The organism is Geodermatophilus nigrescens (assembly GCF_900129495.1).
Classification (GTDB): domain Bacteria; phylum Actinomycetota; class Actinomycetes; order Mycobacteriales; family Geodermatophilaceae; genus Geodermatophilus; species Geodermatophilus nigrescens.
The window spans coordinates 579733-594453 of record NZ_FQVX01000003.1; the positions used below are offsets into that span (position 1 = coordinate 579733).

Here is a 14721-nt window from a genome sequence, read left to right on the forward strand (position 1 = left end):
CCGGGTGCGCGGGTCCCGCGCGGCCTCAGGCGAAGTGGTCCTTGTAGATCACGCCGTGGACGCCCACGGTGCGGTCGACGACCTGGGACACCTCGAAGTCCGCGGCCGCCGAGAGGTACGCGTACGCCACCGACCGGTCCATCCCCCGGTCGTGCTCGAGGAAGTCGAGGGCGTTGACGACCGCGCGACGGGCGGCGACGTCGAGGTCGACGAACTGCCCGTCCCGGTAGCCGTCGGGGTCGGACAGGCCGATGGGCAGCCAGGCGTCGGGGCTCTCGCCGAAGGGGTACCGGAAGGCCACCGACGGCGCGTCCCCGGAGCCCGGCCGGCAGACGGTCAGCCGGAAGGTCAGCCGCAGTGACCCCTCCAGCGCGGTGAGCGCGACCTCGCCGTGGCCCATCGACATGTGCGGGTCGCCGACGGAGAACAACGCGCCCTCGGCGACCACCGGCACGTAGAACGCCGAGCCGACGGTGAGCCGCCGGATGTCGATGTTCCCGCCGCCTCGCGTCGGCGGGATGGAGTTGACCAGCGGGTCGTTCGGCGCGGGCGCGTCCGCGACGGTGGCCACCGCCATGAGGCCGGGGAAGCAGTCGACCGGCCAGGAGACCCGGTTCCCGCCGGTGCCCACCGGCAGCGACGCCCGGAGGACCCCGCCCCGTCCCCGGGCGACGGGGGTGAACACCGAGACGTTGCCGTAGCGGGTCGGGTCCCCGGTGGCGCGTCCGTCGGTCCCGACCGGCGGCATGACCTCCGCCTCGGTGATCCCGCCCGCCGGGGTGGCCAGCTGCCGGGCGAGCGCGCCCTTGCCGTGGCGGCTGGAGACGACGCCGTAGGGGACCCGCGGCAGGGCCGTGAGCGGCTCGATCTTGAGGACGTCGCCGGGCCGGGCGCCCTCCACGTACACGGGCCCCGTGACGACGTGCGGGCCGTCGGCGTCGAAGTCGCGGGGGTGACGGGCGTATCCCGCGGCGATGGCCACCGCGTCGTCGAGGACCTGGTCGCGCGGCACACCCCGCGCCGCGAACCAGCCGACCGGGTCGCGGCCCTGGTCCTCGAGGATGCCCTCGTGGCTCACCGTGTCCACCGTGACGGTGCGGCCGGAGGCGACCCGGAGGACCGGCGCGTCGGTGGTGCGCGGGAGGTACCCCCAGAGGACCTCCTCGACCCGGGAGGGCAGGTAGACGTCGCCGTCCACCGGTCCGCGTCCCGGCTGCAGGACCTCTCCGGGCAGCCGGCTCCGCCCGCCCGGCGTCGCGCTCGCCGGCCCGGCCGCGGCGAGTCCGGCGCCGAGGGCGGCGCTGGCGAGCGCCGCCTGGACGAAGGCCCGTCGGCCGAGGGCGCGCTCCACGACGGCCGCGGCGGTCGCGGGATCCGGGCCGGTCGGCTGCTGCGGGATGTCGCTCACGGGATCCTCCGGGTGCTGCGGGCGGTCGGTCCCCGCCGGTCTACGGACCCCGTGTTGCGGCCCCGTGCCGCCCGTGTCGGCCGCGTTTCGGGGGCGCGTGCCCGCTGCGGAACGTCACCTGGCGACCACGGGGGACGCGCTCCGAGGCCGGGAGGACGAGGACACCGGAACGTCTCCGTCCGCCCACGAGGAGTCACGTCCCGCCGGAGTGTGTGTCCTGGATCACACCGATCCTGGGCGTTCCCTGTACGTCCCCTGGGCGCCGGGCCATCCTCACCCGATCGGGGGACCGGTACGCGCCCGCCGGCCACCACGCCGGCGGGCCCGACGAGGGGACACGGGATGGCAGATCGCCGAACGAGATCCACGAGGACCGGCACCAGGGCCCTGGCGGCGGGCGCGGGAGGGCTGCTGGTGGCGTTGACGCTGCCGGCGACCGCCGCGGTCGCGGCCCCGGGCGGCGGTGGCGGCCACGGTGGAGGCCACGGTGGTGGGTGCGAGAACCGCAGCAACAACACCTACGAGAAGCTGCTGCACTGCGTGACGGTCGGCGGCGTCCTCGAGCACATGGAGGAGCTCCAGAAGATCGCCGACAACAGCACCGACCCGGTCTACCCGGGCACCCGGGCCGCGGGCACCGACGGGTACGCCGACAGCGTCGACTACGTCGCCGGGCTCCTGCAGGAGGCGGGGTACGAGGTCTCGTTCACCGACGTGGAGATCACCTTCAACTTCCCGGCCGAGCTCGAGCAGCTCACCCCGGTCGCGGCCGAGTACGAGACGGGCGTCTACACCGGTAGCGGGTCGGGCGAGGTGAGCGGGGCCGTCGTCCCCGTGGACCTCAACCTCACCGGCGACCGCGCGAGCACGAGCGGCTGCGAGGCGGATGACTTCGCCGGCCTCGACCTCTCGGGGCCCGCCGACATCGTGCTGATCCAGCGCGGGACGTGCACCTTCGGACTCAAGGCGCAGAACGCTGACGCCGCGGGCGCCGAGGCGGTCATCGTGATGAACCAGGGCAACAGCCCGGACCGCGAGCCCCTGTTCATCGGTGACGCCACCAGCCTCGACCTCGAGGGCACGCAGCCGGCTGACTACGACGTCCCGGTGGTCGGCGCCAGCTTCGCCGACGGCGTGGCGCTGTCCCAGCCGGGCTCGACGGCGCGCGTCAACGTGTTGCCGAGCGAGACCCGTACCGACCGCAACGTGATCGCCGAGCTGCCCGGGAAGAACCGGGACAACGTCGTCATGGCCGGCGCTCATCTCGACAGCGTGATCGAGGGGCCGGGCATCAACGACAACGGTTCCGGCTCGGCCGCGCTGCTCGAGACGGCGCTGGCGATGGCCAACCTCCGCCCCGAGAACACGCTGCGGTTCGCCTGGTGGGCCGGCGAGGAGCAGGGCCTGCTCGGCTCAGCGGCCTACGTTGAGGGCCTGCCCGCAGCCGAGCTCGACCGGATCGCGCTGTACATGAACTACGACATGGTCGGGTCGCCGAACCACATCTTCATGGTCTACGACGCCGACCAGTCGACGTTCCCGGCGCCCGAGGGGGTCCCGATCCCCGAGGGCTCGACGGCGATCGAGGACGTCTACGAGTCCTTCTACACCGCCATCGGGCAGCCGTACGACGACACCGAGTTCTCCGGCCGGAGCGACTACGAGGCGTTCATCCTCGCCGGCATCCCGTCGAGCGGCCTGTTCACCGGGGCGGAGGAGATCAAGACCGAGGAGCAGGCGGCCATCTGGGGCGGAACGGCCGGTGACGCGTTCGACCCCTGCTACCACCAGGCCTGCGACACGATCGCGAACCTCGACCTGTTCGCGCTCGACGTGAACAGCGACCTGATCGCCTTCGCGATGCTCACGTTCGCCTACTCGACGGAGAGCGTGAACGGCGTCGTCGGCAAGCAGGTCCCGGGCCGGCCGTTCACGCTGCCGGAGCCGGCCGGTCCCGAGGGGACGTTCGCCGAGGACGGCGGCGGGGGGCTGGCGCACTCCCACCACGCCGTCGCCTGATCCTCGACGCCCGACACGACGGGGCCGGTCCCTCCGGGGGCCGGCCCCGTCCGCGTCGTCAGGCGGTGTGCACCACGTGGAAGGTCTCGGCGAGCCGGCCGTCCGGGAGGCCGTGGGTGCGGGCGTTCTGCGCCATCCACCCGGTGACGAAGGCCTCCAGGTCGTCGAGGTGGCCCACCTGCGACACGTGGCTCTTGAGCGCCGCGAACTTGAGCTCGACGACGTCGGTCACGTCGACGGCGTGGTCGGCGCGCGGGCTGGCACCCAGCCACACCTCCGACACCGTCCACGCCTCCAGCCCCTCCTCGCCCAGCAGCTCGGGGAAGGCGAACGGGTTGCGGGCGTCGGGGTAGACGGCGCGCAGCGTCGACTCGCCCACCGTCATGTGGTCGGGGTGGCTGGCGCCGATCCGCTCGTAGTACCGCTCGGGCGAGCTGGTGAGCACCCGCTGCGGCCGCACCTGCCGGATCACCCGGGAGATGTCGCGGCGCAGGTCGAGGGTCAGCTCGAGCCGGCCGTCGGGGTAGCCGAGGAAGCGGACGTCGGTGACGCCGACCGCCTTGGCCGCCGCCGTCTGCTCCTCGCGGCGCAGCGGGCCCATCCGGTCGCGCGGGGTGTCGTCGAAGCCGCCGGCGTCGCCGTCGGTGACGATCAGGTAGGTCACCTCGGTGCCCGCGGCGGCCCAGGTGGCCACCGTCCCGGCGCTCCCGAAGTCGACGTCGTCGGGGTGGGCGAGCACGCAGAGGGCGCGCTCGACGTGCTCGGCGGGCCTGCGGGGCGGCGGTGCGGTCACCGGCGGAGCCTATGCGGGGGCCGCACCGGCCCCCAGTCCGGACAGCTTGTCGGGGTTGAGCACCACGAGGACCTGCTGCACGAGCCCGTCGGCGACGCCCAGCGACACCGCCACGAACGGCCCGGCGTCGGTCCACGCCGCCACGCCGGGCAGGCCGTTGACGTCGGCCAGCTCCATCCGCAGCCCGGGCAGCGCCGCCCCGCCGGAGGCGACCGCGGCCAGGAAGCGGGCCACCTTGTCCGCGCCGGTGATCGGCCGCAGCGCCGCCTTGGACCGCCCGCCGCCGTCGGTGACCAGCACGGCGCCGGGGGCGAGGGCCGCCAGCAGCGCGCCGACGTCGCCCCCGAGGCACGCGGCGAGGAAGCGCTCGGTCACCTCGCGGTGGGCGCGGCGGTCGGCGTCGAACCGGGGTCGTCGGGCCTCGACGTGCTCGCGTGCCCGGTGGGCGAGCTGCCGGACGGCGGCCTCCGAGCGACCGAGCGCCGCGCCCACCTCGGCCGCCGGCAGGCCGAACACCTCGCGGAGCACGAAGACGGCCCGCTCGGCGGGGGAGAGCGTCTCCAGGACGACGAGCAGCGCCAGCGACACCTGCTCGCCGAGCGCCACCTCGTCGGCCGGGTCGGGCGCCGTGGCGGACCCCGTGGAGGGAAGCGCCCCGCCGGTGAGCAGCGGCTCGGGCAGCCACGGGCCGACGTAGGTCTCGCGGCGGGCCCGGGCGGAGGTCAGCCGGTCGAGCGCCAGGCGGGTCGTCGTCCGCACCAGCCAGGCGCGCGGGTCGGCGACGTCGCCCCGGTCGGCCGCCGACCAGCGCAGCCAGGCGTCCTGCACGGTGTCCTCGGCGTCGGCGACGCTGCCCAGCATCTGGTAGGCGACGCCGAACAGCAGCCGCCGGGCGGCGTCGAACGGCGGCAGCGGGTCGGTCACGTCCCGGCCGGGACGTCGCAGCGGTCGCGGAAGCCCTGGCTGTGCAGCCCCATCGCGGCGTTGAACCGCGACCGGCTGTTCTCCACGGCGACCATCATCGTCAGCTCGACCAGCGCCGCCTCGCCCAGCTCGCGCCGCAGCGCCTCCACCATCCCGTCGGTGACGCCGGGCGGCGTGGTGCTCATCGCCTCGGCGTACTCGACGACCCGCCGTTCGCGGTCGGTGAGCGCGTCGCTCGTGCGCCACGAGGGCACGGCGCGCACCTTGGCCGGGTCGACGCCGTCCTGCGGGCTCACCCAGTACCCGAAGTCCACGCACCACGAGCAGCCGATGGTGACCGCCGACGACATGACGGCCAGCGCCTTGAGCGTCGGGTCGAGCCGGTCCCACCGGGCGAGGGCCTGCTCGTGCCGCAGCTCGGTGAGCAGCAGGCGCGGGTGGTGGCCCATCGCGGCGGCGGGCTGCAGGCGCGCGCCGTACCGGCGGCGCGAGTACAGGTCCACGACGCGGGTGAGCAGCGTGCGCGGCGGGTCGAGCGGGATGCGGGCGGTGCGGGTCCCGGTCACGGCGGCGTCCTCTCGTCGGGGCATGCCCTCCGGACGACGCAGCCGGCCGATCCGTGACACCGGCGCTAGAGGCGGCCGCGCCCCTGGCGGAGCAGCATCATCCCGAGCGCGGCGCCGTCGGCACCCAGGGCGTCCTGGAAGCGGGCGATGACCTGCTGCTCGCGGGCGAGCGAGAGCCGGGTGCCGCCGGAGTCCCGGCGCAGCTGCCCGATCTCCTGCGACACGGCGAGGCGGCGCTGCACGAGCCGGATCAGCTCGGCGTCGCAGGCGTCGATCTCCCCGCGCAGCTCGGCGATGCGCTCGTCGGCGGGGGTGCTGGTGGCGTTCATCTCGGTCTCCTGGCGGGGCGGGAGCCTCCGGGCCCAGGAACGAGAGACGCCCCGGGCTCCTCGGGCCCGGGGCGTTCGTCGCGGCGGCTGCTCAGCCAGCGGCTACGGACACCGGAACCCGGTGCCCGTAGTAAAAGCTGACGGTGGCGAGCAGCACGTCGTCGAGTGTGACACACGCCGGTCCCCGTCCCCAGGGGGTCCGACGGCGGCCGGGACCGTCACCCGGTCGAACTACAGTGGTGTGGCTATGAGCAGCGTGCAGCAGGCCCTCCCCGGAACCGCCGCGCTCCAGCGTTCCGCTCCCGGCTCGGCCGGCCGGGAACTGGACCGCATGCTGGCCGGACTCAACGGTCCCCAGCGCCAGGCCGTCGTCCACGAGGGCGGCCCGCTGCTCATCGTGGCCGGCGCCGGGTCGGGCAAGACCCGCGTGCTGGCCCACCGCATCGCCTACCTCCTCGGCGCGCGCGGCGTGCAGCCCGGCGAGGTCCTGGCGATCACGTTCACCAACAAGGCCGCCGGTGAGATGAAGGAGCGGGTGGCCCAGCTCGTCGGGCCGCGCGCCCGCGCCATGTGGGTGTCCACGTTCCACTCGATGTGCGTGCGCATCCTGCGCGCCGAGGCGGCCAAGCTCGGCCTCAAGTCGTCGTTCACGATCTACGACCAGGGCGACTCGGTCCGGCTCATGACGATGGTCGCGCGCGACCTCGACCTCGACGCCAAGCGCTACCCCGGCCGCAGCCTCACCGCCCAGGTGTCGAACCTGAAGAACGAGCTCGTCGACGAGGAGTCGTTCGACCCCCAGACGGCGCCGGAGAAGGTGCTCAAGGAGGCCTACACGCTCTACCAGCGGCGGCTGCGCGAGGCGCACGCGCTGGACTTCGACGACCTGATCATGACGACGGTCAACCTGCTGCAGGCCTTCCCCGACGTCGCCGAGCACTACCGGCGCCGGTTCCGGCACGTCCTGGTCGACGAGTACCAGGACACCAACCACGCCCAGTACGTCCTGGTGCGCGAGCTGGTCGGCACGGGGGAGGGGCCGGTCCCGCCCGGCGAGCTGTGCGTCGTCGGTGACGCCGACCAGTCGATCTACGCCTTCCGCGGCGCCACGATCCGCAACATCGACGAGTTCGAGCGCGACTACCCGCAGGCCACCACGATCCTGCTGGAGCAGAACTACCGCTCCACGCAGCGCATCCTCAAGGCCGCGAACACCGTCATCGCGAAGAACACCGGCCGCCGTCCCAAGAACCTGTGGACCGACGCCGGTGACGGCGAGCTGATCGAGGGCTACGTCGCCGAGAACGAGCACGACGAGGCCGCCTGGGTCGCCGAGCAGATCGACGCGCTGGTCGACGAGGGGAAGGCCCGGCCCGCCGACATCGCCGTCTTCTACCGGACCAACAACGCCTCCCGGGTGTTCGAGGAGGTGTTCATCCGCGTCGGCATGCCCTACAAGGTCGTCGGCGGGGTGCGCTTCTACGAGCGCAAGGAGGTCCGCGACGCGCTGGCCTACCTGAAGGTGGTCGCCAACCCGGCCGACGTCGTCAGCCTGCGCCGCGTGATCAACACGCCCAAGCGCGGCATCGGTGACAAGGCGGAGTCCTGCGTCGAGCAGTTCGCCGACCGGGAGCGGATCGCGTTCGCGACGGCGCTGCGCCGGTGCGGGGAGATCACCACCCTGGCGCCGCGCTCGCTCAAGGCGCTGCAGGAGTTCGTGACGCTGCTGGAGGAGTTCGAGCAGCTCGTGGAGACCGGCTCCGGGCCGGCCGCGCTGCTGGAGAGCATCCTCGACCGCACCGGCTACCTCGCCGAGCTCGAGGCCAGCACCGACCCGCAGGACGAGGGCCGCGTCGACAACCTCAACGAGCTCATCTCGGTGGCCGCCGAGTTCGAGGCCACCAACCCCGGCGGCACGGTCACCGACTTCCTCGAGCAGGTCTCGCTCGTGGCCGACGCCGACCAGGTGCCCGTCACCGGCGACGAGGCCGGCGTCGTCACGCTCATGACGCTGCACACCGCCAAGGGGCTGGAGTTCCCGGTCGTCTTCCTCACCGCGCTGGAGGACGGCGTCTTCCCGCACCTGCGCGCGCTCGGCGACCCCAAGGAGCTGGAGGAGGAGCGCCGGCTGGCCTACGTGGGCATCACGCGGGCGCAGCAGCGGCTGTTCCTCTCCCGCGCCACGGTGCGCACGAGCTGGGGCCAGCCGGCCTACAACCCGCCGTCGCGCTTCCTCGACGAGCTGCCGGGCGACACCGTCCACTGGGCGCGCACCGACCCGACGCCGGCGCCGAGCACCGGGTCCGCGCAGCAGCGGGTGGCGGCCACGGGCCTGTCCACCGGCGGCCTGCGCGGCGGTCGCGGCAACCGGGCGGTGATCTCCGTCGAGGTCGGCGACCGGGTCAGCCACGACGCGTTCGGCCTGGGCACCGTCGTCGAGGTCAACGGAGTGGGGGAGAAGGCGCAGGCCACGGTCGACTTCGGCTCCGGCGGCACCAAGCGCCTCGTCCTGCGCTACGCCCCGCTCGTCAAGCTCTAGCGGCGGGCGTCCGCCGCACCTCCTGGGGTGTCCCTCGTCCTCCCGGGGTCCTGCGGGGCTCCGGGGGCGCGGGCAACGCCCCAGGAGCGGCGCAGTGCCGGCGTTCCTGGGGCGTTGCGGGTGCTGCAGGGCCGGCGATCCGCGAGGAACACCGGCAACGGAGATCAGATGGCGACGCCGCGGTCGGCGAGCCACTCCTCGGGGTCGATCGGGCGGCCGGTCATGCCGCCGCGGTGGATCTCGTAGTGCAGGTGCGGCCCGGTCGACTGGCCCTCGTTGCCGACCTTCGCGATCTGGTCGCCGGCGTGCACGATGTCGCCGGCCGAGACGTCGTAGTAGCGCATGTGCCCGTAGATGTGCACGTTGCCGTCGGCGTCCTGGATGTAGACGGCGTTGCCGTAGCCCGACGCGCGCCCGGCGCGCAGCACGACGCCGTCGGTGGCCGAGTAGATCGGCGTGCCCAGCGGGGCGGCGAGGTCGAGGCCCCAGTGCATGGAGCCCCAGCGCTGGCAGAAGCAGGTGGTCATGCGACCCGACGTCGGCAGCACGGTCTCCGGCTCGCGGGCCGCGCGGGAGGCGGCCAGCTCGGACAGCCGGACGGCGGCCTCGGCCTCGGTGATCCCGCGACGGGCGCCGGCCTCGTCCAGGCCGCCGGAGAAGCCGATGTCGGCGGCGCCCAGGCCGTAGTCGGCGGCGCTCGCGGTGACCGGCTGCGGCTCGTTGCCGGTGAAGGTCGGGACGGCGGCCACGAGCGCACCGGCGACCAGCGCGCCGAGCCACATGCCGCCGCGGCGGCCGGGAGGACGGCGGACGGCGAGGCGCGCGGCCGGCTCGGCGGACCGGGCGGGCCCAGCAGCGGGCTCGGCGGCCGGCGCCGGGGTGGCGGGAGCGGCGGGAGAGGTGACCGGCGCGGCCGGGGCGGGAACGGCGGGAGCGGAGGCGGTCGCGGGCGACACGGCCGGGACGGACGCCGTGCGCGGCGGCGGCACCGCGGCCACCGGGCGCAGGCCCGGGATGCGGCCGGTCGCCTCCAGCTCGGCCGACGCGCGGCCGGCGGCAGGCTCGAGGAGCGCGGTCACGCAGATCCCCTTCGTCTCCGCTCCCGGGACCACGAGGTGCAGCGGTCCGTCGGGTGAGCGACGGCGGTGGAGGCGTCCAGTGGACGCCCGCCGGTGGGTACCGGCGCCGTGATCGGACCGTAACGTTCCGTCAGTCCGTACCGCGGTAGGCGACGCTGCGTGTCGCCATGTCTCCCGAGGGTGACCGGTCAGGCGACGGCGGCCGCGACGTCCATCGGCGTCGCGACGGGGCGCAGGCCGGCGAGGGTGGCCGCGACCTCGTCGACGACGACCCGGGAGAACGGCAGCGTCATGTGCCCGAGGCCCCGCACGAGCACGTTGCGCGCCCGCAGGTCGGGGTGGTCGCACCGGCCGTTGCGCGTGGGGATGACCAGCTGGTCGAGGTCGCTGTAGACGGCGGTCATCCGGGTGTCCCACTGCGGCGCGGGCGCGGCGAGCTCCTCGAGCACCGCCGACCCCGGGCGCAGCTGGCGGACCATCGGCGTCGGCAGCAGGTGGGCCAGCACCGACCCGCCGTGCGGGGTGCCCAGCGTCGTCAGCGACTCCACGCGCCGCCCGCCGCCCTGCAGCTGGACGTAGTGGCGGGCGATGAGGCCGCCCAGGCTGTGCCCGACGACGTGCACCCGGTCGTGCCCGGTCTGCGCGCAGATCCGCTCGACGTGCTCGCCGAGGTCACGGGCGCCCTCGGCCACGTCGCCGAGCAGCGGGCTGTAGTTCCAGGTGCACACCTGCGCGAAGCCGCGCCGGCGCAGGCCACGGCGCATCAGGGTGAAGATCGAGCGGTTGTCGACCAGGCCGTGCACCAGCAGCACCGGGATGCGGGCGGCCAGGGGGTCGGCGGCGAACAGGGCCCGGACCGACGGCGACTGCTCGCCCGGGCGGCAGCGGACGTCGGGACGCAGCGCCTCGGTGCGCGTACCGAGCGGGTACATGAGCACGTGGGCGCCGACCCAGGCCAGCTCGGCGATGCCGCCGGTCACCGTGGCCGGCGTCGCCAGCGCCCGCAGCACGCCCCGTGGCGTCCCGGAGGAGACCTCGCCCGTGTGCGACTCTGGACCGGGCCCCCGATAACCGGTCGTGCGCATGGACAGGTCCTCCCGTCTGTCGGCCACCGGCCTGGTCCAGGGACCTGGGTCCCGTCGGCGGCCGGAGCACCACTGCTGTGCTCCGTTCACCTGACGGTAATGCCCGTGTGTGGCCACGGTCACACGACGAGCGCCGCGTCTCGACGAGATCGAGGCCGGATCGCAACACATCTCGACGAAGACGCGATGACACGACCGCGACGATCACAGGACGACGATCGGATCGCGACGAAGGGGGAACCGTGGCCGGCCGCGACCGCTCCGCCCGTGACGACCGCACGCGCGGCGCCACCGCCCGGCGCGCCGCCTCCGCCGACGGCCCCGGACGGCGCGGCACCGGCAACCGGCCCGCCGGGGACCGCCGGACGCCGCGCACCCCCGCCGCCCCCGTCCCCGCCGACGGGCTGGTGGTCGGCGACGTCCCGCCGGTCGCCCGCGCCGCCGGTGTCGCGCTCGTGCTGGCCGGCCTGGCCGGGATCGCCGCGCTGTTCCCGTCCTACCTCGTCGTCGGCGGGCAGGAGCTCGTCCTCGGCCGCGGCCTCGGCGCCGTCCTCGTGGGCCTGCTCGTCCCGGTGGCGTCGATCGCCGTCGGTGCGGGCCTCGCTGCCGGCCGCGTGCCGCGCCTGGGGCTGGCCTACGCCGGGGTCGGCGGCGCGCTGGCCCTGGGCTCGCTGCTCATCGAGGTCTACCGCGGCAGCAGCTCCACCGTGCGCCCGGGCATCGAGGTGCTCGCGGGGGAGCGGGTGCTCACCAGCTCCGTGACCACCGGCGCCGGCTGGTGGCTCTCGGTCGCCGCGCTCGCCCTGACCGTGCTCGCCGGCGCCCTCGCCGCCGCGTCGTGGGGCCGCACCGTCATGGAGGACCGCGGCGCGCTCGACCCCGCCCGCCCCGGGCTCGCCGGCGCCGCGGTGCTGCTCGGCGTCCTCACCGTGCTGTGCCTGGCGCTGCCCGCCGCCGACGTCCCCGACCGGCTCGTCGACGACCCCTCCACCGGCCTCGAGGTCGTCGTCGAGCAGCAGGGACCGCAGGCGCTGCTCGAGCGGCCCGGCCTCGCCCTCCTCGGCGGCCTGCTGCTCGCCGGCGCCGTCGTCCTCGCCTCGGTGCTCGCGCCCTCGCTGCGCCCGCGGCTGGCCGCCGTCGGTGGCCTGCTGGCCGTCGCGGTGACCGTGCTCGCCGCCGCCCTCGCGGGCCTGCGCGACGCCGTCACCTCCGACGACCTCGAGTGGACGGTCCCCGGCGCCGGCCTGCTCGCCGCCGGCCTGGGCTACGCGCTGCTCACCGTGCTGGCCTGGCGGCTGCGCCGCGCCGCCGCGTGACCCCGGTCGAGCGGCTGCGCGTCGTCGTCGCCGGCCCGGACGGGCAGGACGACCCGCGGGCGGTCGCGCTCGCGCGGGCGCTGCGCGACGCCGGGGCCGAGGTCGTCCTCACCGGCGTGCCCGCGTCGCCGGACCGGCTGGCCGCCACCGTCGTCCAGGAGGACGCCGACGCCGTCGGCCTCGCCGGCGCGCCTCCCCGGCTGCTCGCCGGGCTGCTCGGCCGGCTGGCCGGCGACGGCGCCGACGACGTGACCGTCTTCGTCCTCGGCGACGACGGCGAGCCGCCCGCCGGCGTCCTCCGGTTCCCCGACGGCACCCCACCCGACGACGTCGTCGCAGCGCTGCGGCGCGCCTGACCTGCGGGCCCGGCCGGGAGGCCCACCCGGGAGCATGTGACCCCGCGCACGGCACCCACCGCCGGTGCGGCAGGCCGGTTTCACGGGGGCTACGGTGCCTGTCCGTGGATCTCTTCGAGTACCAGGCGCGTGACCTGCTGGCCTCGCACGGCGTGCCCGTGCTCCCCGGCGGCGTCGCCGAGACACCCGAGCAGGCCGAGGCGATCGCCCGCGAGATCGGGCAGACCGTCGTCGTCAAGGCGCAGGTCAAGACCGGCGGGCGCGGCAAGGCGGGCGGCGTCAAGCTGGCCGACAACGCGGAGGACGCCAAGGCGCGCGCCCAGGACATCCTCGGGCTGGACATCAAGGGGCACGTCACCCACAAGGTGATGGTGGCCCAGGCCAGCGACATCGCCGAGGAGTACTACTTCTCCTACCTGCTCGACCGGTCCAACCGCACCTTCCTGGCCATGGCCAGCGTCGAGGGCGGCATGGAGATCGAGCAGCTCGCCGTCGAGCGCCCCGAGGCCCTCGCCCGGATCCCGGTCGACGCCGGCAAGGGCGTCGACGAGGCCAAGGCCGCCGAGATCGTCGACGCCGCCGGGTTCGCCCCCGAGGTGCGCGACCAGGTGATCGCCATCGCCGTGCAGCTGTGGGAGGTCTTCAGCAAGGAGGACGCCACGCTCGTCGAGGTCAACCCGCTGGCCAAGGCGCCCGACGGCACCGTCCTCGCGCTCGACGCGAAGGTCACCCTCGACGAGAACGCCGCCTTCCGGCACGCCGAGCACGCCGAGCTCGCGGACACCGCCGCCGCCGACCCGCTCGAGGCGCGCGCCAAGGAGAAGGACCTCAACTACGTCAAGCTCGAGGGCGAGGTCGGGATCATCGGAAACGGTGCCGGCCTGGTCATGAGCACCCTCGACGTCGTCGCCTACGCCGGTGAGGAGTTCGGCGGCGTCAAGCCGGCCAACTTCCTCGACATCGGCGGCGGCGCCTCGGCGGAGGTCATGGCCAACGGCCTGGAGATCATCCTCTCCGACCCGGCCGTGAAGAGCGTCTTCGTCAACGTCTTCGGCGGGATCACCGCCTGCGACGCCGTGGCCAACGGCATCGTCTCCGCCCTCGGCATCCTCGGCGACGAGGCGACCAAGCCGCTGGTCGTCCGGCTCGACGGCAACAACGTCGAGGAGGGCCGCCGGATCCTCGCCGAGGCCAACCACCCGCTGGTGACCGTGGTCGACACGATGGACGGCGCCGCGCGCCGGGCCGCCGAGCTCGCCGCCTGATCGCCGTCCCGACTCCCGACAGGACCTGAAGAGATGTCGATCTTCCTCAACGAGAACAGCAAGGTCATCGTCCAGGGCATGACCGGCTCGGAGGGCAGCAAGCACACGCAGCGCATGCTGGCCTCCGGCACCGCGATCGTCGGCGGCGTGAACCCCCGCAAGGCCGGCACCAGCGTCGACTTCGAGGGCGCCAGCGTGCCGGTGTTCGGCGGCGTCGCCGAGGCGATGAAGGAGACGGGCGCCGACGTCAGCGTCATCTTCGTGCCCCCGCCGTTCGCCAAGGCGGCGGTCATCGAGGCGATCGACGCCCAGATCGGGCTCGCCGTCGTCATCACCGAGGGCATCCCGGTGCACGACTCGACCGCCTTCTGGGCGCACGCCCAGGGCAGCTCGACGCGGATCATCGGCCCGAACTGCCCGGGCCTGATCAGCCCCGGGCGCTCGAACGCCGGCATCATCCCGGCCAACATCACCCAGCAGGGCAAGATCGGGCTGGTCAGCAAGTCCGGCACGCTGACCTACCAGATGATGTACGAGCTCCGGGACATCGGTTTCTCCACCGCCATCGGCATCGGCGGCGACCCGGTCATCGGCACCACGCACATCGACGCGCTGCAGGCCTTCCAGGACGACCCGGAGACCGAGGCCATCGTGATGATCGGCGAGATCGGTGGCGACGCCGAGGAGCGCGCGGCCGACTTCATCAAGGCCAACGTCACCAAGCCCGTCGTCGGCTACGTCGCGGGCTTCACCGCCCCCGAGGGCAAGACGATGGGCCACGCCGGCGCGATCGTGTCCGGCTCGGCAGGCACCGCGCAGGCGAAGAAGGAGGCCCTCGAGGCCGCCGGCGTCGGCGTCGGCAAGACGCCGTCGGAGACCGCCCGCCTCATGCGGGAGCTCGTCGGCGCCTGACCGCCATCCCCGCGAACTGCCCCGGCCCCTGTCCAGGAGCCGGGGCAGTTCCGTTCGTCGGGGCCCCGTCGCGGCCCGGTCACGATCCCGCCCCTTCGTGGGGAGGCGTGGGCGTGGCGGGGTTGCAGCC

Annotated in this window: 13 protein-coding genes; 6 read left to right on the forward strand and 7 right to left on the reverse strand. The window is 74.4% G+C overall.

The window, feature by feature from the left end; all coding sequences use genetic code 11:
• Positions 1–25 precede the first annotated feature (25 nt).
• Positions 26–1408: an acetamidase/formamidase family protein gene (locus BUE37_RS16525; RefSeq protein WP_217651284.1), complete on the reverse strand. Its 1383-nt coding sequence runs from the start codon at positions 1406–1408 to the stop codon at positions 26–28.
• 414 nt (positions 1409–1822) lie between these two features.
• Between BUE37_RS16525 and BUE37_RS16530 the strand changes: the two genes are divergently transcribed.
• Entirely contained in the window at positions 1823–3427 is a 1605-nt protein-coding gene (locus BUE37_RS16530) for a M28 family metallopeptidase (RefSeq protein WP_217651285.1), read from the forward strand.
• A gap of 58 nt (positions 3428–3485) precedes the next feature.
• Here BUE37_RS16530 and BUE37_RS16535 read toward each other — a convergent pair whose 3' ends face one another.
• The 4 genes from BUE37_RS16535 to BUE37_RS16550 form a co-directional block, all read right to left on the reverse strand.
• The gene (locus tag BUE37_RS16535; RefSeq protein ID WP_073421442.1) at positions 3486–4220 is read right to left on the reverse strand and encodes a PIG-L deacetylase family protein; all 735 of its coding nucleotides are present in this window, start codon (positions 4218–4220) and stop codon (positions 3486–3488) included.
• A gap of 9 nt (positions 4221–4229) precedes the next feature.
• The gene (gene sigJ / locus BUE37_RS16540; protein ID WP_073421443.1) at positions 4230–5144 is read right to left on the reverse strand and encodes an RNA polymerase sigma factor SigJ; all 915 of its coding nucleotides are present in this window, start codon (positions 5142–5144) and stop codon (positions 4230–4232) included.
• A complete protein-coding gene (locus tag BUE37_RS16545) occupies positions 5141–5710 on the reverse strand; it encodes a carboxymuconolactone decarboxylase family protein (RefSeq protein ID WP_217651286.1) in 570 nt (189 codons plus the stop codon). Before BUE37_RS16545 ends, sigJ begins: the two co-directional genes overlap by 4 nt.
• A gap of 65 nt (positions 5711–5775) precedes the next feature.
• A complete protein-coding gene (locus BUE37_RS16550) occupies positions 5776–6039 on the reverse strand; it encodes a chorismate mutase (RefSeq protein ID WP_073421445.1) in 264 nt (87 codons plus the stop codon).
• 247 nt (positions 6040–6286) lie between these two features.
• Here BUE37_RS16550 and pcrA point away from each other — a divergent pair, with 247 nt between their 5' ends.
• A complete protein-coding gene (gene pcrA, locus BUE37_RS16555) occupies positions 6287–8578 on the forward strand; it encodes a DNA helicase PcrA (protein ID WP_073421446.1) in 2292 nt (763 codons plus the stop codon).
• A gap of 164 nt (positions 8579–8742) precedes the next feature.
• Here pcrA and BUE37_RS24865 read toward each other — a convergent pair whose 3' ends face one another.
• Both BUE37_RS24865 and BUE37_RS16565 read right to left on the reverse strand, forming a co-directional pair.
• Positions 8743–9657 (reverse strand): M23 family metallopeptidase, encoded by a 915-nt coding sequence (locus BUE37_RS24865; protein ID WP_281248091.1) that lies wholly within the window; start codon positions 9655–9657, stop codon positions 8743–8745.
• A gap of 188 nt (positions 9658–9845) precedes the next feature.
• On the reverse strand, positions 9846–10667 hold the full coding sequence (locus BUE37_RS16565) for a lipase family alpha/beta hydrolase (protein ID WP_245794675.1): 822 nt from the start codon (positions 10665–10667) through the stop codon (positions 9846–9848).
• Between the two features lie 317 nt (positions 10668–10984).
• On the opposite strand from BUE37_RS16565, the gene BUE37_RS16570 reads away from it, so the two are divergent.
• The 4 genes from BUE37_RS16570 (at position 10985) to sucD (ending at position 14591) form a co-directional block, all read left to right on the forward strand.
• Positions 10985–12058, forward strand: a complete 1074-nt coding sequence (locus BUE37_RS16570) for a hypothetical protein (RefSeq protein ID WP_139253012.1) — start codon at positions 10985–10987, stop codon at positions 12056–12058.
• Complete coding sequence (locus BUE37_RS23960; RefSeq protein ID WP_073421448.1) at positions 12055–12414, forward strand: cobalamin B12-binding domain-containing protein; 360 nt, start codon at positions 12055–12057, stop codon at positions 12412–12414. The genes BUE37_RS16570 and BUE37_RS23960 overlap by 4 nt, the downstream gene beginning before the upstream one ends.
• A gap of 104 nt (positions 12415–12518) precedes the next feature.
• Complete coding sequence (sucC, locus tag BUE37_RS16580) at positions 12519–13679, forward strand: ADP-forming succinate--CoA ligase subunit beta (RefSeq protein WP_073421450.1); 1161 nt, start codon at positions 12519–12521, stop codon at positions 13677–13679.
• Positions 13680–13712: 33 nt separating this feature from the next.
• A complete protein-coding gene (gene sucD / locus BUE37_RS16585) occupies positions 13713–14591 on the forward strand; it encodes a succinate--CoA ligase subunit alpha (RefSeq protein ID WP_073421452.1) in 879 nt (292 codons plus the stop codon).
• The last annotated feature ends 130 nt before the right edge of the window (positions 14592–14721 follow it).